Origin of the sequence: Streptomyces sp. NBC_00683 (assembly GCF_036226745.1) — a bacterium.
Taxonomy (GTDB): Bacteria; Actinomycetota; Actinomycetes; order Streptomycetales; family Streptomycetaceae; genus Streptomyces.
The window spans coordinates 82,161-102,898 of record NZ_CP109013.1 but is presented as its reverse complement, the minus strand read 5'-3'; the positions used below and the strand labels follow the sequence as shown (position 1 = coordinate 102,898).

General features: G+C 67.0%; 21 protein-coding genes and 5 pseudogenes. 14 read left to right on the top strand and 12 right to left on the bottom strand.

Features of this window, described 5'->3' with window-relative positions; all coding sequences use genetic code 11:
• Window positions 1-737 precede the first annotated feature (737 nt).
• Window positions 738-953 carry a YxiG-like protein gene (locus OG257_RS37185; protein ID WP_443054213.1) on the top strand — a complete coding sequence of 72 codons (216 nt, stop codon included), beginning with the start codon at window positions 738-740 and terminating at the stop codon, window positions 951-953.
• Here OG257_RS37185 and OG257_RS00550 read toward each other — a convergent pair.
• Window positions 878-1,441 carry a TetR/AcrR family transcriptional regulator gene (locus OG257_RS00550; RefSeq protein ID WP_329203975.1) on the bottom strand — a complete coding sequence of 188 codons (564 nt, stop codon included), beginning with the start codon at window positions 1,439-1,441 and terminating at the stop codon, window positions 878-880. The two genes, OG257_RS37185 and OG257_RS00550, sit on opposite strands and share 76 nt — an antisense overlap.
• A 105-nt stretch (window positions 1,442-1,546) precedes the next feature.
• Here OG257_RS00550 and OG257_RS00545 point away from each other — a divergent pair, with 105 nt between their 5' ends.
• The gene (locus OG257_RS00545; RefSeq protein ID WP_329203973.1) at window positions 1,547-2,470 is read left to right on the top strand and encodes an NmrA family NAD(P)-binding protein; all 924 of its coding nucleotides are present in this window, start codon (window positions 1,547-1,549) and stop codon (window positions 2,468-2,470) included.
• Window positions 2,471-3,146: 676 nt separating this feature from the next.
• Here OG257_RS00545 and OG257_RS00540 read toward each other — a convergent pair.
• Entirely contained in the window at window positions 3,147-3,785 is a 639-nt protein-coding gene (locus tag OG257_RS00540) for a TetR/AcrR family transcriptional regulator (RefSeq protein ID WP_329203971.1), read from the bottom strand.
• Between the two features lie 197 nt (window positions 3,786-3,982).
• Here OG257_RS00540 and OG257_RS00535 point away from each other — a divergent pair, with 197 nt between their 5' ends.
• Window positions 3,983-4,945, top strand: a complete 963-nt coding sequence (locus OG257_RS00535) for a zinc-binding dehydrogenase (RefSeq protein WP_329203970.1) — start codon at window positions 3,983-3,985, stop codon at window positions 4,943-4,945.
• A 265-nt stretch (window positions 4,946-5,210) separates the two neighbouring features.
• Complete coding sequence (locus OG257_RS00530) at window positions 5,211-5,810, top strand: hypothetical protein (protein WP_329203968.1); 600 nt, start codon at window positions 5,211-5,213, stop codon at window positions 5,808-5,810.
• A 148-nt stretch (window positions 5,811-5,958) separates the two neighbouring features.
• On the opposite strand, the pseudogene OG257_RS00525 reads toward OG257_RS00530, so the two are convergent.
• Window positions 5,959-6,132 (bottom strand): annotated as a pseudogene (locus tag OG257_RS00525) (IS5/IS1182 family transposase); the annotation flags it as partial.
• Between OG257_RS00525 and OG257_RS00520 the strand changes: the two are divergent.
• The 3 genes and pseudogenes from OG257_RS00520 to OG257_RS00510 form a co-directional block, all read left to right on the top strand.
• Window positions 6,114-6,316, top strand: a pseudogene (locus OG257_RS00520) (hypothetical protein); the annotation flags it as partial. The pseudogenes OG257_RS00525 and OG257_RS00520 sit on opposite strands and share 19 nt — an antisense overlap.
• 144 nt (window positions 6,317-6,460) lie before the next feature.
• Window positions 6,461-7,150, top strand: a complete 690-nt coding sequence (locus tag OG257_RS00515; RefSeq protein WP_329203966.1) for a DUF6882 domain-containing protein — start codon at window positions 6,461-6,463, stop codon at window positions 7,148-7,150.
• A 236-nt stretch (window positions 7,151-7,386) separates the two neighbouring features.
• Window positions 7,387-7,791, top strand: coding sequence for a DUF6896 domain-containing protein (locus OG257_RS00510; RefSeq protein ID WP_329203964.1), 405 nt, complete (start codon window positions 7,387-7,389; stop codon window positions 7,789-7,791).
• A 5-nt stretch (window positions 7,792-7,796) separates the two neighbouring features.
• Here the strand turns inward: OG257_RS00510 and OG257_RS00505 are convergent.
• A protein-coding gene (locus OG257_RS00505; RefSeq protein ID WP_329203963.1) for an IS5 family transposase occupies window positions 7,797-8,605 on the bottom strand; the annotation gives its coding sequence in 2 pieces (ribosomal slippage) (window positions 7,797-8,266 and window positions 8,266-8,605; 810 coding nt in all).
• 151 nt (window positions 8,606-8,756) lie between these two features.
• Entirely contained in the window at window positions 8,757-10,019 is a 1,263-nt protein-coding gene (locus tag OG257_RS00500; protein WP_329203961.1) for an MFS transporter, read from the bottom strand.
• 142 nt (window positions 10,020-10,161) lie between these two features.
• On the opposite strand from OG257_RS00500, the gene OG257_RS00495 reads away from it, so the two are divergent.
• A complete protein-coding gene (locus OG257_RS00495) occupies window positions 10,162-10,869 on the top strand; it encodes a CGNR zinc finger domain-containing protein (RefSeq protein WP_329203959.1) in 708 nt (235 codons plus the stop codon).
• Between the two features lie 68 nt (window positions 10,870-10,937).
• Here the strand turns inward: OG257_RS00495 and OG257_RS00490 are convergent.
• From OG257_RS00490 to OG257_RS00480, 3 genes and pseudogenes are all read right to left on the bottom strand, one after another.
• Window positions 10,938-11,240 (bottom strand): annotated as a pseudogene (locus tag OG257_RS00490) (transposase); the annotation flags it as partial.
• 330 nt (window positions 11,241-11,570) lie between these two features.
• Window positions 11,571-12,228, bottom strand: a pseudogene (locus OG257_RS00485) (alpha/beta fold hydrolase).
• A 94-nt stretch (window positions 12,229-12,322) separates the two neighbouring features.
• On the bottom strand, window positions 12,323-12,847 hold the full coding sequence (locus tag OG257_RS00480; RefSeq protein WP_329203957.1) for a hypothetical protein: 525 nt from the start codon (window positions 12,845-12,847) through the stop codon (window positions 12,323-12,325).
• Window positions 12,848-12,875: 28 nt separating this feature from the next.
• Here OG257_RS00480 and OG257_RS00475 point away from each other — a divergent pair.
• Together OG257_RS00475 and OG257_RS37180 are read left to right on the top strand one after the other, a co-directional pair.
• Window positions 12,876-13,187 (top strand): annotated as a pseudogene (locus tag OG257_RS00475) (DUF6193 family natural product biosynthesis protein); the annotation flags it as partial.
• Window positions 13,079-13,414: a transposase family protein gene (locus OG257_RS37180; protein ID WP_443054542.1), complete on the top strand. Its 336-nt coding sequence runs from the start codon at window positions 13,079-13,081 to the stop codon at window positions 13,412-13,414. The pseudogene OG257_RS00475 and the gene OG257_RS37180, both read left to right, overlap by 109 nt.
• Here OG257_RS37180 and OG257_RS00465 read toward each other — a convergent pair.
• Complete coding sequence (locus OG257_RS00465) at window positions 13,404-13,532, bottom strand: hypothetical protein (RefSeq protein ID WP_329203955.1); 129 nt, start codon at window positions 13,530-13,532, stop codon at window positions 13,404-13,406. The two genes, OG257_RS37180 and OG257_RS00465, sit on opposite strands and share 11 nt — an antisense overlap.
• A 305-nt stretch (window positions 13,533-13,837) precedes the next feature.
• Between OG257_RS00465 and OG257_RS00460 the strand changes: the two genes are divergently transcribed.
• Window positions 13,838-14,335 carry a hypothetical protein gene (locus OG257_RS00460; RefSeq protein ID WP_329203953.1) on the top strand — a complete coding sequence of 166 codons (498 nt, stop codon included), beginning with the start codon at window positions 13,838-13,840 and terminating at the stop codon, window positions 14,333-14,335.
• A 28-nt stretch (window positions 14,336-14,363) separates the two neighbouring features.
• On the top strand, window positions 14,364-14,723 hold the full coding sequence (locus OG257_RS00455; RefSeq protein WP_329203951.1) for a hypothetical protein: 360 nt from the start codon (window positions 14,364-14,366) through the stop codon (window positions 14,721-14,723).
• Window positions 14,724-15,089: 366 nt separating this feature from the next.
• Here OG257_RS00455 and OG257_RS00450 read toward each other — a convergent pair whose 3' ends face one another.
• Window positions 15,090-15,962, bottom strand: coding sequence for an alpha/beta fold hydrolase (locus tag OG257_RS00450; protein WP_329203949.1), 873 nt, complete (start codon window positions 15,960-15,962; stop codon window positions 15,090-15,092).
• Between the two features lie 631 nt (window positions 15,963-16,593).
• On the opposite strand from OG257_RS00450, the gene OG257_RS00445 reads away from it, so the two are divergent.
• Window positions 16,594-17,457, top strand: coding sequence for a hypothetical protein (locus tag OG257_RS00445; RefSeq protein WP_329203947.1), 864 nt, complete (start codon window positions 16,594-16,596; stop codon window positions 17,455-17,457).
• 100 nt (window positions 17,458-17,557) lie between these two features.
• Here OG257_RS00445 and OG257_RS00440 read toward each other — a convergent pair whose 3' ends face one another.
• Window positions 17,558-18,739 carry a hypothetical protein gene (locus tag OG257_RS00440; RefSeq protein WP_329203945.1) on the bottom strand — a complete coding sequence of 394 codons (1,182 nt, stop codon included), beginning with the start codon at window positions 18,737-18,739 and terminating at the stop codon, window positions 17,558-17,560.
• A 345-nt stretch (window positions 18,740-19,084) separates the two neighbouring features.
• On the opposite strand from OG257_RS00440, the gene OG257_RS00435 reads away from it, so the two are divergent.
• Window positions 19,085-19,219 carry a hypothetical protein gene (locus OG257_RS00435; RefSeq protein ID WP_329203943.1) on the top strand — a complete coding sequence of 45 codons (135 nt, stop codon included), beginning with the start codon at window positions 19,085-19,087 and terminating at the stop codon, window positions 19,217-19,219.
• A 101-nt stretch (window positions 19,220-19,320) separates the two neighbouring features.
• On the opposite strand, the gene OG257_RS00430 is transcribed toward OG257_RS00435, so the two are convergent.
• Window positions 19,321-20,523, bottom strand: coding sequence for an MFS transporter (locus tag OG257_RS00430; protein ID WP_329203941.1), 1,203 nt, complete (start codon window positions 20,521-20,523; stop codon window positions 19,321-19,323).
• Window positions 20,524-20,738: the final 215 nt, after the last annotated feature.

Below are 20,738 nucleotides of genomic sequence, written 5' to 3'. Positions count from 1 at the left end.
CACGTAGATCCGTCCGTCGCAGTGACGCGTCATGACCTTCGACGGCGGCGCAGGAATCAACCACTGGGTGTCCTGTCGCAGCGTAGGGGCAGATGCGACGCTCACCTGCGTAGCTGCCAGGTGGCCTGGGACTTCGAGTCGGTGGCGTTCTCGAACCATCTGGCTTCTCCGGAGGAGTGGGGCCGTCCGATGTCAGCGGTGCCTGGCAGGGTGCTCCTCGTGAACCTTGAGTCCTTCTGGAACCTTGTGGAGAATTGTCGCCGGCAGGCGGCGGGCCAGGATGCGCGGCTTGTGTGTGGCGTTGGAAGCCCAATGGGCTTGTGGCCGGTGACCCCGACGAGTGCGGGGACGCCTTCCACGCGGCCGTGAAAGCTCAGCAAGGTGAGAATCTGACCACCCGTGGACCGGCCGGGGAACGCTGGGATGTTCGAGATGAGGGCGAAGCGGCTCGTCGGCTGCCGAGGTTGAGCGTCATGTTCCCGCTCATTGCCGACTCATGAGAATCTGCCAGCTTCGATGAGACAGAACACCGAGGCTAACGGCCAGGTCACGCCCACCGCTCTGACCGGCCGTCTACTGCGGTCAGTGGCCAAGTATCCACTCAGTCACAACAGGGCCGACCAGGACGTGTGCGGTCGATCCTTGAGGCAACGGCGTATGACACCCGTGAATCTCATTGTCGAACGTCTCGTCGGGTGAGGTAGTGCGGCGGTAGGGGTACCGCCGTACCTGGACAGATGCTGGACGAGACCTTCGATCACGCTGTCGTGCATCACGGATACACCAACTACATGCATGACTACGAGGTCCTCGTCTGTGCGACGGCTGATCCCCGCACCGGCATCACGCCGTCGTACCTTCGGTCCCATATGAGTGCTCAGGTGCCGTTGGCGCCCAAGCCTGCGACGGCGAGCCGGAAGGCGCGGTCCGCCTGCGTCGCCGGGTCGGTGTAATTCTCGGTGGCCAGGGCGATTCCGACGATCAGTACGAGCAGATCGTCGATGGTGATGTCCGCCCGGACAGTCTGGTCGTCAATGGCCTTGCGCAGCAGCAAGGCGCCGGCCGCACCGATGGCCGGTGCACAGGAGTCCTGGGTGGCCTCGTCCTGGAGGGGCTCGTAGGAGAGGACGTCTGCCAGACCGCGTGCGGCGAGTGAGTAGGCGAGCAGCTCGCGCAGCCATTCCACCAGCGCGGAGCGGCTGTCGTGCTCGCCGCTAAGCGCATGAGCGCGATCGCACAGGTCATGGACGCGCTGTTTGAAGACGGCCTCGAGCAGGGCTTTGCGGGTGGGGAAGTGGCGCCGCACGGTGGCTGATCCGACGCCTGCGATGCGGGCTATCCGCTCCAGGGATGCCTGGGCTCCTTGAGCCGCCACCTCGGCCTCGGCCACGGCGAGGATGTGCGTGTAGTTGCGGCGGGCGTCCGAGCGCTGGCCGGTCATGATCTCCCCAACATTGATAAGTGGCGGGCCCCGCCGTATTGTAGCGAACACGAAACGGCGGGCCCCGCCGTTTGTGGTGTGCGTGACCGCTTAGGAGATGTACACATGACCACTGCCGCAACACCGGTTCTCGTCACCGGTGCCACAGGCCGCCAAGGCGGTGCGACCGCCCGCGCCCTGCTCGCGCAGGGAACACCGGTGCGCGCCCTGGTGCGCGACCCGAGTGCGCAGCGTGCACGGGCCGTCGAAGAACTCGGCGCCAGCCTGTTCGTGGGCGATCTCACCGAACCTGCGACCCTTGAGGCGGCCATGGACGGCGTGCGGGCCGTCTTCTCCGTGCAGATGCCCGCCTACACCGAGCAGGGGTTCGACTTCGCCGGCGAGGTCAACCAGGCGGACAACCTCATGACGACTGCGCGGGCCGCCGGTGTGGAGCAGTTCGTCCAGTCCTCCACCAGCGGCGTGGGACAGCACGTCGAGGCCCCGGGCTGGGCCGAAGGGCGGTGGGCGGTGATGGAAGCCCCGCTCGGCACGAAGGCCGCGATCCAGGACCGGCTGCGCGAACTCGACTTTCCCTACTGGACGTTGCTCAAGCCGTCGTTCTTCATGGAGAACTTCGAGCCGTCCATGCGGTTCTACTTCCCCCGCGGCGTCGAGGGGGGTCTTGTCACCGTCGTCAAACCGAGCACGCACCTGGCACTCGTAGCAGCCAAAGACGTGGGCCGAGCCGCGGCGGCTGCCATTTCCGCCCCCGCCGAGTTCCACCGAGTGGAACTGGAGCTCACCAGCGATTACCTCACCATGACCGAAATAGCCGAGATCCTCTCCCGCGCCGTGGGCGTCCCGCTGACGGCCCCGGACATGACCGAGGAACAGGCCCGCGCCGCCGGCATGGGAGACATGGGTGCCACGCACGAGTTCATGGAGGTTGTCGGCCAGCCGGCCCGGCCACAGTTCGCTCGTGCGCTGGGCATCGACCTGACCAGCTTCGAAGAGTGGGCGCACGAACACCTGCGGAGCGCCGCCTGAGCAGGCAGGTATGACGTCAGCGTGTCGCCGTGCGTCTGCTCAACGGCTTCGGGGTAAGCATCGCGCTTGGCGTGCCGGGCCAGCGCCCAGGGCTGCGGCGTAGTCGTGTGATGTCCGGTTCGTGATCATGTGAGGCCGAGTCGGGCGAGCGGGCGTTTCGGGTCGCGGGAGTTGGCCCGGAGTGCGGCGGCGACGTTCTGGGTGCCGGCGACGCGCAGGGCGCCGACGGCAAGTTGCGCCAGGTCGCCATGGTGCGGGGCGCATTGCTGGTCCGAAGCTGTGAGGCGTCCTCGGCGAAGGTGGTGTCCCGCACGTGGTGCAGGGCCTCGATCTGCCGGTGCGAGCGGATCATGTTGGCGAACTGGGCGGGAGCGGCGTGCCCGGCGCTCAGGCTCGGCCGCGAGATACGCGCGGAGGACTTCGCGATGCCCGCGCCGGTGAGACAGCGCTCGGCCGCCGCGGCGTACGACGCGGCCGGGGTGGACAGAGGTACGACCCGAGCGCGCGGCAACCGAAGAACCCCCGCTCCCGAGCTCGGTCACCGGTTCGATCGTCACGCCGTCCCACCCTTCCGGTACTGCCGCAGTAAATGCGTACACCTCGCCCCGGCGGCCGGAACGGCCCGCCGCAGGTCGCGGTGATCACCGTAGGAACTCCGCCGCAGTGAGTCCGGCACCTACCGCGGCAAGCCGTGCAGTGCTGTGGATGCCAGTCGTGCCGCTGGTGGCAGTGGCGCGTTCTGAGGGCAGGCTCCGAACGCTTGGATCACCAACCCTGCGAAGCGTCGGGAGGCCATGACCTGGGTGGCGGTCGATGAGGCGTGGATCCCCTTGTTGGCCATGAGGATGAGAATCAGGTCGTCCAGGACGAAGTCGGACCGCAGGTGCCCTGCTTCCTTGGCTCGCTGGGCCAGTTCGGCGACTGCTTTCACCGTGTACTCACGGCCCGCGGCGACATCCGTTACCCCCGGGAAGGTCGACAGGAAGGCTTCGGTGAAGCCCCGATCGCGGGCGTGCAGCTCGCAGATCCTCTCGATCACCAGGCACAGGCCACGCCATGGATCAGGATCTGCGCACCCCTCGTCGACAATGGCGCGGCATGCGCGCAGCTGGTCCGCGAAGGCATCGGTGACCAGCACCTGCTTCGTCGGGAAGTGACGGTACAAGGTGGCAGGTCCCACCCCGGCACGCCGCGCGATCTCCCGCATCGGCACGTCCAGGCCGTCGGCGGAGAACAGCACTCGGGCCGCGTCGAGGATGCGTTCCCGATTGTCCAGCGCGTCGGAACGCAGGGTATGAGGCAAATGGTCGGTCACCTCTCTCACTTTACCTAAACGGACGGGGGCGTCCGTTAGCGTCCAGGGCATAGAAGCTCGCCGAGATCATCGGGGCGCGCAGCACTGGGACCGATCCTCGGCCGCGGTGTGAAGTCCCTTCCCGCCAGGCGGCGATCGGTGGCAGGGGTACGGAAGCGGGACCGTGCTTGAGCGGCCCGAGAACATGGGAGACGACATTGAAGGCAATCGCGATCCAGACGTACGGAGGTCCTGAAGGCCTGGCTGTTGTCGACCTGCCGGTACCCGCACCTGCTGCCGGGCAGGTGCTGATCGCCACCGAGGCGGTGGGCGTCGGTGGCGTCGACACCGTGATCCGAAGCGGGGCTCTGGCCGCCTACGGCTTCAAGGAGGGCCACATCCCGGGTGGCGAGGTGGCGGGCACCGTGACCGCGGTCGGTGATGGCGTCGACGCGTCGTGGATCGGCCGGCAGGTGTGGGGCTTCACCGGCACCGGAGGAGGATACGTCGAACAGGCCGTCGCACCGGTCGAGGAGATCCTTCCCCTGCCCAGCAGCCTGTCCGCCGTCGACGCGGTGACGCTCGGCAATTCCGGTGTGGTGGCCCACTTCGGGCTTCGGCACGCCCATTTCGCTCCCGGGGAGACGGTCCTGGTGCGTGGCGCGGCCGGCAGCATCGGGATCATGACAGTGCAGCTCGCCGCTCGCGGTGGTGCCGCCGCGGTGGCGGTCACGACATCGTCGGCCGAGCGCGGCGAGCGGCTGCGCCGTCTCGGCGCGACCCACGTGCTGGAGCGCTCCGGTGACGGAGGGGAAGAGGCTCCCGCGGGCTATGACGTCATCATCGACGTTGTGGCCGGTGAGGACATGCCATCGTTCTTCGACAGGCTCAACCCGAACGGCCGCATGGTGGTCGTGGGCGCTGTCGGAGGTCAGCCGCCCGCGGACTTCGGCACGAAGATCATGGCGGCGTTCCAGAAGTCGATGTCCTTCGCCACTTTCAGCGCAGCCACCGTCACCCAAGCCGACCGGCGTGCCGTGCGCAGCGAGCAGTTTGCCGCAGCCAGTCGCGGCGAGATCGAAACGGTGGTGCACGAGCTGCTGCCACTGGACGGAGCCGTGCTGGCGCACCAGAAGATGGACGCGGGTGAGGTCTTCGGCAGGATCGTGCTGACACCGTAGCCTCCGCGCTCCCCATCTGCACGGGTGTCCTTCTCGTGCACTGGCCGGGCTGGCACTGACTTCGGGCACTGCCACGACAGGGCCCGCAGCCACGTCGGAAAGGGTGTGGATGGCTGGTGGCGGGCGTGGTCTCGGCGAAGCGGGCGGCGCTGCGCCGGCCCTCTTCTCCGGCCCGACGCTGGAAGCCGGGCCGACGGCTGCCTTGGTGTCAGACACCGCTGCTACGTTGACACGAGGATCTTGCTTCGACGTCTGGAGAGGGCGTATGTACGACGAACGGCTCGCCGAGTTCTCCCGCGACCGGCTGGACGGCCGTCCGATACCCGACGATCTGCGCGTGCTGCTGGTGGCGCAGTGGGAAGGCCGCACGGACTTCACCCATCTTCTCGGCCTCGACTTCTTCGAGGCGGGAGAGGTCCACCCGCTCCTGGACACCAGCTATCTGAGCGAAAAGGAACTCGCGGACCCGGAGATGCAGGCCGTCAACGCCGCAGCCGCAGAGATGGCCAAGTACGTCAGACTCGTGGCGAAGGGCGGAAAGGGGTGGATCGGCTACTGGCTGCACCCCGACGAACCCGCGGACCGCCGTGCCTGGCACCTCATAGAGCTGGACACCGAGTTCACCTTCTGGGGCATGGTCGGCCTCAGCCTGACCGAGGGGTCCGCAGCCGAGCAGGCAAGCTACCAGGACGAGCCCGACGAGCGAATCGCGTTCACACAACTGGCCGCCGAACTCGCCGAGCTTGGCCTACCGCTGAGCACCCAGGACTACGACGCCCTCGATGACACCGAGTGCATGGTGCACCCGGAGAAACTCATGGAGAAGCTGACTGAAGCCGAACGCGAGAAGCGCGGTCTTCGCTGAGCGAGGAGACACCAGCGCCCCGGGTGCCGCAACGGAAGGTGGTTGCCATATTGGCTGCTGCCGATCCTGAGACATCGCGTTCGTCGGTCGAGCGGGCGATGCGTGACTTGCTGCAGCCCATGGACTACACGGCCTGTTCAGAGTCGTCCGGGCGCCCGTCCCTCGCGCCCTTCTTCTTTCGATTGATCGCCTGGTCCGCCTTCTCCGGGATCACAGCCTTGGCCTTCCGCCTCCGCAGGTGGGTGCGGTTGGCGCGAGAGGAGTACGCCTTGTCGCCGGCTACGGCGCCAGGTCGGCTGCGCGGACGTCCGATTTGACGTCGACGTGCGGGAGTTGCAGGGCCAGGAGCGGGACTTGACGTGTTCTGCGGCTTCCTTCGGGAGATCGGGTGGCGGTTGGGCAAGCCGGTGCTGATGGATCCGGAGGGTGACTCCAGCCATCCCGTTCTCGGCTTCGATGTCAAGGCTGATCGAGTCGTTCTCCTCGCAGGGCCGCTGGTCAGGTGACACCAGATCCCCGGATCATCGACAACAAGGGGGAGTCATGGCGGACCCGAAGGCCGGAGGCCCATGGCGGAGCTACGAAGAAGGTAACGGGGGGACAGAGCCCGGGCTACCCGTCCTCGGGTCTCGCCCCCTACGCTCGTGATCATGACAAACGGATTCAGCGACCAGTTCCTGCTCGAGGCGGAACGGCACTCCGTCTGGGGCGCCGCGCAGCTCGAGGCGCTCATGGAGTTCCTGCCCGAGGCGCCGTGGAGCGCGGACCTGCCGACGTGTTCGTACCAGCAGGGAGAGGTGCAGATACGGGTCGGTGTCCTTGGGACGTACGACATGGAGGGAGGTTCCTGGCTTTGGGGCTGGGCAAATCCGGGGCTCGGCGGGAGTGAGGTCGTGGCGTTGTCCGCTGCCGTGGCACGGTACGGACAGGCGCACGGGATTCCTGAGTTCACCGCTGAGGAACTCGATCTGTCCGGGTTCGACGATCCTCGGCGGGCCGCCGAGATGCTGGCCTTCGCGGGGATGGGGGTAGCCAACACTCCCGGGTACATCGGACAGCCTGCCGGGCCCGGCACCCAGGTGTACTTCTTGCCCGACGACCCGAAGGTGCCGAGCGCCGAGCTCGATCCGGTAGCTCTGCCGCGCGTGCTCATGGCCGGGGTCTCGCTCATCGGGCGTTCGCCGCGACAGGCCGTCACGGGATACTTCGAGCACCATGGGGTGCCGCAGCGCGTGGAAGGCGACCGGTTGATCGCCGATCTGCCGACCGGGAACGCCGCCATTGTCTCCTTCGACCGGATGGGGCGGATCGGCAACATCCGGCTCACGGTCAGCGGCTGACCCGAACTGTCCGTAAGGCCGGGGCGAGTTCCTGGGTGAGGACGTGTTCGACCAGGGAGATGGAGACGTCCTTGCCGGATTCGCGGTCGCGGACGTCGCAGAGGATGGCCGGGGCCCTATGACTTTCGCCAAGGGGGTTCGGGGTTAACTGATCGTTTCAGAATGCCGTCCTGCGGAGACGCTGACGGTCCCATGGAACAATCTCTTCAGCCACCGGCTCTGGGGGATGACGCCATATGGAACGCGTTGGGTCTGCACGAGACCTCGTGCTCGGTTACGTCCACGCTCTGAACGCGGTTGACGAGGCCATGAGGGCGGCGATTCCCTCGCTTGAGCGACTTGCAGATGTCCTTGGCCTGGTCCGTTCGCGCCGGATCATCAGCCGGAGTGGTCACGTTGGCGCCTACTCCTACACGGTTCATGGGGCAGGATGCCGTTTTGTCAGTGACAACGGCACTGAGATCGATGTGGACTTCGCGACCGACGGGAGCGAAGTCTTCGACCTCTGGCGGCTGCGCTGGTACGGGCTGAGCCTGCCAGAGCCTCTTGACGTCACGGATCAGGACCTGCGGGCCGCAGTGCAGTTACTGCAGCCGCTTCTGACCGAGGTGCAGCCGGGGTGGTTCAGCGTAGCCAGCTGAACGCTTCAGGATGAGGTTCCCAGGCGGCGCAGGCATATGAGGCTGCAGGCCAGTTCGAGCAGGCCCTGATGGAGATCGGCGCGTCGCTCGTAGCGGGTGCGGAGCCGCTTGAACTGGTGCAACCAGGCAAAGGCGCGCTCAACCACCCAGCGCACCTTTCCCAGTCCCGAGCCGTGGGCGACGCAGCGTCGGGCGATCATCGGCTTGATGCCGCGCTTCCACAACAGGCGACGGTACTTGTCGAAGTCGTAGCCCCGGTCGGCATACAGACGCCGCGGCTTGCGACGGGGGCGTCCTCGCAGCCCCCGAACCGGCGGGATGGTGTCGAGCAAGGGCAGGAGCTGGGTGACGTCGTGTCGATTGCCGCCGGTGAGGGTGACGGCGAGTGGGGTGCCGTGGCGGTCGACAATCAGGTGGTGTTTCGAGCCGGGGCGGGCGCGGTCGACAGGTGAGGGGCCGACGTGAGCCCCCCTTTGAGAGCTCGGATGTGTGACCCATCCACGGAGCAGTTGTCCAGGTCCAGCAGGCCGGCGTGGCGCAGCTCGGCCAGCAGGGCAGCGTGCAGGCGCGGCCACACGCCGGCCTCGGTCCAGTCCCGCAGCCGACGCCAGGCTGTTACCCCAGAGCAGCCCACCGTCTCCGCCGGGACGTCCCGCCAGGCGACACCGGTCCGCAACACGAACAGGACACCGGCGAGCGCTGTTCGGTCAGGAACACGCAACCGTCCCGGATGACGGCGGCGTCGTTCGGGAGCGGCCGGCAGCAACAGGGCCACCCGCTCCCACAGGTCGTCCGGAACAAGATCAGCAGGCATTCGGCTACCCTGCCGACCAAGATCACCGAGCACAAGACCTGCGGCTCAGCTCATTCTGAAACGATCAGTAAGGCGCGTCCGATGGGTCGGAGTCGTACGACGCCGTCCGCTTTGCTGCACGTGGACGGTCCCGGTGCCGTGGCCTCCGGTGTCAGTGGGAACGGGTTTGAAGCGGGGGCGGGGGTGAGGGGCGTGTTTCAGCATCGCGGAGGCCTTGGGTGGTGACCCGGGAGGCGAGTGGGATGGCGGCGAGGGCGAGTCCGAGGGCTGCGGCGATGAAGGTGGCCCGGATCCCCAGGCTGCGTCCGAGCAGGCCGCCGGTGAGGGCTCCGAGGGGGACGACGCCCAGGACGATCAGGCGGTAGGCAGCGGTGACGCGGCCGAGGAGTTCGTCGGGGACTGCTGCTTGGCGCAGGATGCTGACGACGATCTGGTTCAGTGAGGTGGCAAGAGCGGCAGCGAACATGGCGGCCAGGGCCAGGGGTGTGCTGTTGCCCAGTCCGAGGATGGCGTAGCCGACGGCCGGGGTGAGGGCGGCGAGCCAGGTGGTGGGGCCGCCGCCGATGCGGGGCACGACGTGTTCGGCAAGCAGCGAGCCGGCGATCGCGCCTGCTGCGGGAACGGCGATGAACAGGCCGTAGCTCGACATGGCCAGTTGGTACGGGCCGGTGATCAGCAGGACGAGGAGTCCACCAGTGGCCGCGCTGAAGAAGTTGATTGCTGCCGAGATGAACGCGACTCGGCTCAGCAGGTCGTGACGCCAGAAGTGGGCCCATCCAGAGCGGATGTCCTGGGTAATGGTGGTCGGGTTCGAGCGACGGTGCTCGTGTTCCTTGCCGGTGGGGCGCAGCCCGGGCAGCAGCAGGGCCGCCAGGCCGGCGAGGGCGAACGCGGCCGCGCCGGTGTAGAAAGCCGCGGATGCCGCCAGTGCGAACAACGCCGCGCCGGCAGGCGGACCGATGAACGTGTTGATGACGGACTGCGTGGCGAACAGCCTGCCGTTGGCGCGCTCGAGCTCCTCGCGGGCCAGGAGGCGGGGCGGGATGGCCAGCGCGGCGTTGTCGACCATCGTTTCGGCGCAGCCGGCAATGAACACGGCGGCGTAGAGGAGTGCGACATGGTGCCATCCGTTGGCCAAGGCGAGGGCGAGCAGCGCGAACCCCGCCGCGCGCAGCCAGTTGCCGGCGACGAGTATCCGGCGTCTGTCCATGCGGTCGGCCATCGCACCGGTGGGGAGGGTTGCGAGCAGCCAGGGCAGGAACTGCACCACCGTCATGCCCGCCACCACGAGCGGGTCACGGGTCAGCGTGGCGACGAGCAGCGGTGCGGCTGCCTGCAACACCCCGTCGGCGAGGTTCGAGGACGCTTGGGACGTCCACAGTGCGGTGAACGGTCGGAGGTTGGCGACGGGCACGATCGTTCTCCTGGTGGAAATCTCATGGGTGATTGGTCGATTGAGCATGATGTCAAGAGGATCACCTCACATGCAATAATGCTTTTGCCTGTGAGAGCCGCCTCACAGGCGTGAGCGCCCTTGCCGGCGAGAGGAGCTGGTCGTGAGGTTCGGCCACATCGCGGGTGACCACATGCTCGACTTGGTGAACACCGTTGCCTGGCGGCTCGGCGGGCCCGAACGCGTTGAGTCCCTGAAGACCTACTCCGACGTCGTCGAGTGGTGCGTCGAATCCGACCTGATCAGCACGCGTGAGGCCGCGGCCATGCATGACCTCGCCGGCCGGGACGGCGCCGGGGCCGAGCGGGAACGGGAACAGGTCATCGAAGCGCGAGAGAAGGCTTACGGGACCCTCTTCGACGACGACCCCGAAGCCGCCGCAGACCTCGCGAGCATGTACCGGGCGGCGATCGCCACAGCCGACCTGGTCCACGCAGGCGACCGCTGGCAATGGCAAGACCGGGACACCAACCTCTGCTTGCCCCGTAATCGCATCGTCCGCGGGCTTGTGGCTCTTACCCAGCGCGACGACCTCGACCGCCTCCACCAATGCGAAGACGCCAAGTGCGGATGGGTCTATCTCGACACGTCCCCGCGGCGAAACCGTCGCTGGTGCAACACGAAGGACTGCGGCGACCGCAACCGCGCACGCGCTTACTACGCTCGGCAGAAGGCGAAGCCCGGGAGTGGCCCGAGGGAAGTGAGTGGCTCTTCGGGGACACGCTCTACAGATCGGTCACCCTCTGCCGCAGAGAAGGCACAGAAGCCGTCACCGAAAGCGGCGAGTGACAACCCGTCTGGGAAGCAATGAAGGCACTCGCGGCACAGCACGGTGACGACAACGTGCGCTTCGCTGTGTGGTTCGACGACTGTTCCGGATCATCTTGCTGACCAGATGAAGATGGCGGCGAGGTGGAGTCCGCCGAGGTAGGTGGTGGCGGTCTTGTCGTATCGGGTGGCCAGACCGCGCCACTGCTTGAGCTTGTTGATGCAGTGTTCGACCGTGTTGCGCTGTTTGCAGGCGTCGCGGTCGAAGGCCGACGGACGGCCGCCGAGCCGGCCGAGCCGCTTGCGGTTCGCGGCCTGGTCAGCCGGCCGCGGGATCACCGCCCGGATTCCGCGCCGGCGCGGAAGGGTCCGGATCGCGCGGTAGCGGGCGTGGGCCCGGTGGCCGTGGGGCCGTCATGATGGCCGTCCGGTCCCGGACTGGACATCCCGCCTCCGGCACGAACCGCGGCTGCCTACGCCGCCGCGGGATCGCTGCACCATCCCCGACAAGCCGACCAGGCGCTTAACCGCACAGGCGGGGCTCCGCGGTGGCCGACCACCCCGCTTCGACCCGGTGGACTACCGCGAGCGACACGCGGTCGACTGCGGGATCGACCGCATCAAGAGATACCGTGCCGTCGCCAACAGATACGACAAGCTCGCGGTCCGATACGAGGCGACCGTCCTCATGGCAGCCATAAACGAGTGGTTATGACTTCTTCATTCCTTTCGTCGCGGCGAGGTCTAGGCGGCGAGTAGTTCCCGCAGGAGTCTCACGATGAGCTCGGGCTGTCCCACGAACGGGGAGTGGCCCGTCTGCCACTCGCGAACCTCTGTGCAGCGCGAGGCCATCCTTCGTTGATCGACTCGGGTCGATGGCCCGGTCCTGTGCACAGACGACGTAGGTGGAGGGAATGTGCTTCCAACTGTGACGCTCCGGGACTCCTCGTCCGCAGCCGGGGGATTGCGCGCGCAGTAGGCCAACCGCCCTGGCCGCGAAGGGTTCGGGACAGTCGCTGAAGAGGACGTCGAGGGCCTGGTCCGGGTGCAGGCTGGTCGACCCGTCAAGCTCAGGGGTGATCGCCTCCTGGAGCTGCGGGGACGTACCGCCCAGAGCAGCCGCGCTCTCGCCGTCATCCAGCACGAAGGCCGCCAAATAGACCAGGTGCGCCGCCCCATGCACCCCTGTGATCACTGAGCCTCCGTAGGAGTGACCGAGCACAATCGGGGGCTCCGGCAGAGCATCGATGACGGCCTGGACGGCGGCTGTGTCAGCGGGCAACGAGCCCCGGTGGAGCTCGGGAACGACAACCTCGGTTCCGGCAGCCCGCAACCGATCCGCCACCGCGGCGAAGTGGTCGGGGCGGTGATACAGACCGTGAACGAGCACCACAGCAGTCAACTGGCCCGCCTCCTCGGTTCGGCACCGGGCTAGTGAGCCTGACTCCGAACCACAGCCGAGCACTCACCACCTTGATCCACTTTCGATACCCGGCCTAGGAGACGTTTGTGGTGCGGGTCGCGCTGATGACCTTGCAGTCCCTCATGTCGTTCTCCTTGCCGGAACCGACGTAGGGGGCTTCCACATCCATGGTGTAGTTGTTGAAGGCGGCGACCGATACATCGTCGATCGTCCTGACGACCGGTGCCACACTTGAGCTGTCGCCGTCGAACTGCACCGTGATGTCGTAAGTCTGGTCTGTCGTGGCCGAGTTGGTGATGTACAGATGCCCCTGCAGTTTTGCGGCCGCCGAGTCGATGGAGCAGTACTTGAACTCGACGTCCGTCATGGCGTCGACGGGGCCGGTCGCGGACCCGGCGGTGGGGCTTTCCACGGTGTCTTCGCCGCCGGAGACGGAACTGCCGCCCGTGTCGTCGTCGTAATGGCCGCCGCCGCTGGAACTGCTGGAACCTGAGCTGTGATCGTTGTCGCAGCCGCCACCGCGCGAGCCGCGCGCGCCGGTCAGCGTGATCAGGACGATGCCGAGAACAGCGATCGCACGGACATGACGTGTCTTCACGATTCAACCCCCGCTTGCACGTGTGGATATGGCGCAAGCGTACGTATGGCGCTGTCACGTTTGTGGACCGGGTGACCTCCAGCCAGTGTCGGTGCGATGCCGTCCGTATGCAGCACGCTCGCACCTGGTGATGTTGCGGAGCGCCAGCCCCCCCCCACGGGATCCCGAGGTGATCGAAGCCGCGTCCGCAGAGCCGCGTCTGCGCCAGATGTTCCCCGTCCCGAGCCACGGCTGCCTGAACTTCCACCGGAACACAGACTTCCCCTGGCGCAACGATCTTCCCCGCATAGCCAGCGGGCAAGAGGCCTATTTGGTGTACGCCGCCCACTGTGCCGAACTCCTCGGCGAGGTGGCCACACCCCGGGAGGCCGCCGCGCTCGTCGTCGCACACCTCCCGAGCAGGAGGCCGACAACGCTGTCCACCGCAGGGCCCGCGCCCGGTTCGAGCACGTCTTCTCCCGGATGAAGAACTGGAAGATCCTGCGCGACTGCCGCCTACGCGGAGAGGGCGTGCACCACGCGATGCTCGGCGCCGCGCGGCTCCACAACCTCGCCCTCAGCGGATGAGCTGGTCCGACCACACTGTGAACTCCTCGCGTCCGTCCGGCGTGCTGACACCGTGCGGTGAGGTGGAGACGGTGACGACCTCGTTGTCCTGCGGCAAGCTGGAGGCTTCGGTGATCATGCAGGAAACGGTGACCTCCACCGGATAGACTAAGTCCGCGCCGAGTTCAACCATCGCTGCGAAACCGGGGCCTTGTCGACCAGCGACCAGCGACCAGCGTCGCCCAGCGCGTCCGTGAACTGAACCTCGACCACCCCGGGCCATGGCTCGTCGTCCACCCAGCGGACCACCTCACACCGCAGCTCAACCACGAACGCCCCCACATCCGAACAAGGTCAACAACGAGCGCCAGCATGCCGCGAGACATCAGCCCTCGGCATACGGGACAGCCTTTAGTTGACAGATCCGTTTGGGATCATGCCGGTATGGACTTCGACCTTGCCCCACCGACCGGCGTTGGCCCGTTGCGGATCGGAATGCCTCGACACGCGGCCAATGCGGCGCTGGAATCGCTCCGCGATCTCTCTGCGGCCTCGGACTCTGATCGGCCGGGGCAGCACATCTTCCGTCCCAGTGGGCTGATGATCAGCGTCCACTGCGTGCGCGACATGCTTGAAGCCACCGAGCTGGGAAGGCCGTCGTCCCAGACGGACCGAGTCTTGTTCCAGGGTGTGGACGTGTTCGCGCTTCCGGCCCGCGAGGTTGTCCGGCGCGTCGGCGAGTTCACCTCGATCGAGGAAGATCCTGACGACGATGCTTCATTCATCGCCCCGCACTTGCTGTTGAGCTTCTGGCGTCCGTTCGCAGCCGACGACGAGCCGGAGGAAGAACAGGGCTACTACTTCAGCTCGGTCCTGCTGGCACGGCCCGGCTACTACGACACCCCTGCTCAGGCTGCGGAGCGACTCCAACAGAACTCCTGACCATCCCGCCAGGACAGGGCGGAGGACCATGACGTTGGCAGGGAACATCCGGCGTGAGCATGTCCTGGATGCAGCGGCGCAGCCCGCTGTCGGCGTCGACCGGTTCGAGCCACAGCACCCGCTGGAACAGGTCGCTGCACCGGTCGGGACGCGGGTCGGTCAAGAGGGCTCGGAGCTCGTCGGGTACGGGGTCGTCGACCAGGCACAGCCAGGCGAGGCCGGCGCCGACGCGGATCTCAGGCGATCGGCCGGGATTCGACCACAGCTCCCGGGCCCACGCCGGAGCGTTGTCGTCCTGGTGTTCGCGGGCGAGCTGGGCGATGGCCAGGATCAAGCTCACACGGACCACCGGATCGTCGTCCACCGCCAGCCTGCGGTGCAGGACTGAGGAGACGGCGGAATCTCGCTGGTCGCCGCCGCGAGGACGAAGGCGGTTGCGGAGCGGACCCTGGGATCGCGGTCGGGGAGAAGAGGGAACAGGAGATGCAGGTCGTCCGTGATGGCATCGCGGGCAGCCTGAGAAGGCCTTCGCGTGTTCCGTCCCCGAAGGGTGTTCAAGCGTCACGTCACCCGCAGTCGTAAGCAGAGCGGAAGTCTTCCGAACGCCGAACAACGCAGCAAGCCCTTATCGACCACCCAGGCATCCGAGCTCTCTCGACATCGACCCGAGCCCGAAGACAAAGAACAAGCTGAGAAGTCGCCTCAGTTGGATCGGGGAGCCGTGGTCCCGGCCACTTTCTGGCCCGGTTGCGCATCAGTGTCTGGTGGTGTGGTCCAGGATCGCGGCGACGAGCGGCGTGTGCACCTCGGGTGGGACTGCGTGCCCCATGCCGGGGATCTCGATGATGCGTGCGCCTTGAATCGCCTGGGCGAGGTGGTGGGGATGGGGTGGCGGGGAGACCGGTTCGGCGGGAGCAGAGATCACGAGGGTGGGCACTGTGGCCAGGGCCAGTTGCTCGGTGCGGTCCAGGTTGGACGCGTCGGCGCGGGCATGCGCAGTGCTGGTGGCGTAGTGCCCGGTGTGCTCGATGACCTTTCGCTCCAGGGCGCGGGCGTATTCGGCGTCGAAGGGAAGCTCATCGCCGCCCAGGATCCGCCAGTGCTCGACCCGCCGTTCCAACTCCGCTTCCAGGCCGAGGTCCACAACGGGACGGGACCACATCTCAAGCAGGCGGGGTGCGATGCCAGGGAGTTCCTCAGGCGGGATCCGGGTTCCGTCCGGCTGGATGTACGGGACGGTGCTGAGTGCGCTCGTGCCGATCAGCGTCGCGCTGAGCAACCGGTCGGGATGGTCGGCGATGAGGAGTTGGGCGAGCATGCCGCCCAGTGACATGCCCACTACGTGGGCGCGTTCGACGTTGAGGCCGTCCAGCACCGTGAGGGCATCGTCCGCAAGTTGGCTGAGGGGGTAGGGCCGTTGGTCGAACGACCAAGTGGAGCGACCGGTGTCGCGGTGGTCGTAGCGGATCACGCGATGGCGGGAGGTGAGCATGTCCACCAGTTCGTCCGGCCAGCCCAGGCCGGGTGCTTGCGCTCCCATGATCAGCAGCATCGGAGACGCGTCGGTGGCACCCCGGTCCTCCGTCCACAGACGTACACCGGGTGCTGCGTCGATGAAGCGTTCCATGGTGCTCCTCCAAGACGGGACCAAGACTAGACGAGACGTATCGTATCGCTTTCGAAGTGGTGCAGCGATCAGTGCGCAACACTAAGAGGATGTCCTGATCGGCTGAGGCGCCGGTGGCAGATCAGGGCAATGGCCAAACCGGCCAAGGCGAGGAGGTGCTCGACCTTCACTCGCATCAACGCCCCTTCGACCAAAAGCAGTTAACGACTCAGTCACAGACCGCCGTAGACCAAGAACACGCTAAGAGCTCGCAACGCGACCATGTGGCCTCAGGCTCTGCATCGCTGGCACACGACCGTCCGCTCGCTCGTACTACTTCGGATATGGACAGCTACGAGGGCCCCGCGACGCTTGAGTGGTGGGCCTTGTCTCCTCGTCGCCACTGGGGCCCCGTTGCGTCAGGACGTCCTTGTGCGAACCGATGCCGCGTCGGTGGAGCAGTGCCTCGCAGCGTGCTTGCCCCGACTGCGCGAGCTGGGCTTTTCGGTCCCTGAGTGAGAGAACATCGTCGGCATCACCGTGTGTGGTCTCCGAGCCTGGAAGCACCTGGAGCCGGTATGCCCATGGTGACCACAGGCGCTGACCCGGCCGGACCTTGATTCTGAGAACAGAAGGAAGGTTCAATCGCCGGATGGCTGAGACTGACGTTGACCTGGGAGTCGTGACGGCGCCGTCGGGAGTCCTCGTGTTGGGGATGGCATCGTGGATCGACTACTGGCCGCAGCTGGGCCGACCGCTGTCCGAGCGCGCAAGTTCCGCGGTATCGACGATTGGCGGCGGACACGTCCACGACTGGATGTGTGAGATGGCCGCAGTTCGCGCCGCCGATGACAGGCCGTTGATGGTGCGGGCCAGCACGGCAGTGTCGCCCTTCGACGGAAGACCAACCATCGCAGTCCTTGAGATCGATCTCGGTCTGCCATGGGCCGGCCCCGCAGGGGACGAGCCGATCATCCTCGGCGACCTACCGGTCGACCGTTGCGGCATGGTGCTGGGTGACGCGCTTGCCCTGGACTCCTGGACCGGCGACGGCCACCCATCAACCGACGGCCTTGCCGATGTCGCCTACTGGGGAGGCTACGCGGAAGCCGCCCATCTTCAGTTCGGCGGAGAACTGATGATGCGACACGGCAGTCAAGTGCGAGGGTGGCTTGACCTCCCGCTCGATGCCGCCAAGAGGCTCGGCGACGCCCTCAGCGACTGGAAAGGCGACGAACAGGGCCGGGGCGTCATGACTGCGGTCGATGAGCACACCGACTTCCACCGCTTCAACCGCGCTAGTTGGACCCACCCGCTTCAGATCGGCCCCATCGAGGTCGCTGGCTGCCCAGTTCTGGGGATCAACTGGGACAGCGGCGACCACTCGATGAGACACCGCGGCGAGCGACGCTTCGGACAGGTCTATCCCGTGACCCTCCAGCCTGGCCCTACAGGCCAGGCAACGATGCGCTGGACAATCCCGCCCTACGCGCCCGGTCACAACGGCGCAGAGTGATCAGCAGACACCACCGACACATACACGTTGACCAAACGCACGCACGGGACCAGTCGAATTCGCCGACACCCCTGGACGGCCGCGTCGGACGGTCGTCAGCTCAGGCTCTGGCCCGGTGGCGGCGCACGATGAGGAGCGTGCCCGCACCCGTGGCCACCGCCGCGGCAGCCGCGCCCGTGATCGGCCACGTTGAGGAGCCGGTCTCTGCCAGGCTGCCGCCGTTCGTCGTCGCATCGTCGTCGCCGGTCGACGACGAACCGCCGGCCGAGCCGCCCGAGCCATCGGTCGAGCTGCCCGTCGAGCCGCTCGACCCCCCACCCGGGACGTCCAGCGTGATGTCCGCCTTGTCGTTGGCCTTGTCGGTATCGAACGGCCGCGCTTCGGTGCTCAGCGCCACCGAGCCCTTGGCGTCCGCCACCCGCTTGTCGATCTTCAGTTTGAAGGTGTAGGTCTCTCCGCCGCCCTCGTTGACCGACCGCTGGCTTGTGCCGCAGACGTACGCCTCACCCTTGGCCTCGCAGAACCCGTGGGGCTTGACGACTGACGTTCCCTCGGGAGGCGTGACCACGACCGTGACGAGCCGGTCACCCTCCCTGGTCAGAACCCAGGCGGGCCCGGCGTTGGAGAAGGCCACCTTCATCGTCACCGTGTCACCGACGCTCCCCTTCAACGCGGCACCCTTGACTTGGTAGTCGGCCGTGTTGACGGAGGTGACGGGCACATCGACGAACGGGGCGGACCCCTCGCCCCCGGCCTGTCCCTCGACCAGTTTCACCGCCGGTGCGGTTCCCGCCACCGGCGGAGTGCCGTTCTCGTCCGCCCCGGGATCAGCGTCCCCGACACTCACGCGCAGCTCGTCGTTGAGCGCGCGGTCCAGTGCTTTTACACGGAGAGGCTTCTCGGGCGTGTAGACGACGCCAGGCTCCAGCCCCTGGTCGAACGCGCACACCGCGATCCACCTCTCGGGCATCTCGTCGTAGGACGGGACCTGCTGTGCTCGGCAGTTGGAGGGAACCTCCGCGAAGTCGAGTCCCCGGGTGACGGAGTAGGAGACCCACACCTTCTCCGATGCCCCGGTGCCCTTGTTCGCCACGGTGACCGGCAGGTCGAAGGTGCTCCCCGGTTCCACCCCGTCGATCGGCTCGATGCCTCCAATGACCATTTCGGGTGCGGTTTCATCGCCGAAGGCGGCGGGGGCCGAGGTCAGCGCAATCAGGCCGGCAGCGCCGATGGCAGCGACAGCGGCACGGGAGACACGACGGTTGTGTGGGGGTATCGGCATGGGGAGAACCTCTGTTGGGATGCGGGCAAACGGACAGTTTCTTCTGGGAGAACGGCCCTTCGATCCCTAGACTCTTGCCGATCTCGAACGGTTGCACGTCCGGTGTCTCCTCCGCCTTGCCGTACGGAGGCAAGTGGCCGGCCAGGGGCGTAATGATGTTGCCGCTGAACGATTCGTTCGAGGTGATTGCCACGTCGTTCACCGCTGGGGGCCGCACCGGCTCAGTCGATGACTGCGACGCGCACGCTGTACGCCTGGCCCAATCCGACCCGGACGCCGTCCACGCGCCGCCGCACGGATCCAAGAGATGGGGACGAAGAACGGAGAACGCCGACGCGAAAAGCGGTGTGTGCAGCCACCCGGGTGGAGTCGACCGGTCGCGGCAGCCGCTTCGAGACGTTCACCGCCGACGGCCAGGCCCACATCAGCGGCCCGCCCCCGATCGGCGAACCGTGGTCCGAGGGCTGCGACCCCGACTGACGCACGGTGGCGCGTATCTCCTCACGAGCTTCGCCCGGATTCTCTTGTGAGGCCGGCACGCGGTCGTCGACCGAGCCCGTGCGGCACGTGGCCGTCCACCGTCAGGAGGTGCCTTGCACGGAGGGAGCGGAGGTAACACCTTTTCCGAAGGCGCGCATGGCGAGGGCGCCGGCAAGAGGGCCGGGAGCCAGGAGGAGGAAGGCGTAACGCCAGCCGACGGCTTCGGCCAGGAGTGGGGTGAGCTGGATGCTGATGACGGTGAGGGCGAACCCGATCGCGGTCTGGCCGGTCAGGGCTGTCCCGATGTATCGCTGGTCGGCGACCTCGCTCAGGGCTGTCGAGAACACCCCTGAATCCGCGATCACGGCAGCGCCCCACAGCGTGCAGAATCCGAACAGGAGGAGCGGCGGTGCGTGGAAGAAGTACGGGGAGACCAGGCAGCACATGCCGCTGACAAGGAGCGCCGTCAGGGCGGCGGGAGCGCGGCCGAACCGGTCTGCGCCCCAGCCGCCGATTAGACAGCCGACTGCCCCGCCGATTCCCATGGTGAGGAAGACCGTGATCTCTGCCGAGCCCGGGAGATCTCTCCTGGCGCCGGTCGCCAACAGGAAGAACGGGATCCAGGTCCACAGGGCGTAGAGCTCCCACATGTGCCCGAAGTAGCCGAGGTTGGCCAGCCGCGGCCCGCGTTCGGTGAACATGCTCAGTGCGTAGCGGGGGTTGCGGGCGGGGGCGCCCGGCGCTGCGTAGGGGCCGGGCCGGAGGAAGAGCAGTGCGATGGCGGAGCCCCCAAGTCCGGCTGCTGCCGCGGTGAGCAGGACACCGCGCCAGGGCAGCGATCCCAGCCCGGCGATGAGATGGGGAAGCGTGGAGCCAAGCGTCAAGGCTGCGATGAGAACGCCCATGGTCCTGCCCCGCCCGGCGCTGCCGGCCCATGAGGCCATGAGCTTCATGCCGGTGGGGTATACCCCGGCCAGGAAGACCCCGGTCATCAATCGCAGCGGAACGGCGACGGCCAGCCGGTCGGCGAACAGGGCCAGCATCAGAGTGCATCCGGCGGCGGCCGCGGCACTGGCCGCGAGCAGGCCCTGGGGCGGGAGGCGGTCAGCCAGGTTCAGGGCAGACGAGGTCACCGCCCCGGCGACGAAGCCGACCTGCACGGAGGCCGTCAGCCATACCGCGCCGCCGGCCGTGAGCCCCCAATCGTTCCGCAGGCTCGGCACCACCGCTGACATGGAGAACCACACAGCGAGACCGAGCACTTGCACGACGGCGATCGCACCGCGCTGCACCCCAACGTTCACAGCAACCCACCTTTGACCAGTCCGTATCTCCCCCCGGCCTTGCACACTGTGGCCGAAGGCAGACCCTACGGCTTCAAGAAGCTGAGGCCGGTGTGCCCTGCGGAGGAGGAGGCGCATTCGCATCGCTCTCCTCCGTCAACTTCGATCCGGAAGAGGCTGTTGTCGAGTGGGAGCGCGTGACATGGAGGCCCGCCGCGCCGAGTCTTCCTAGTGCT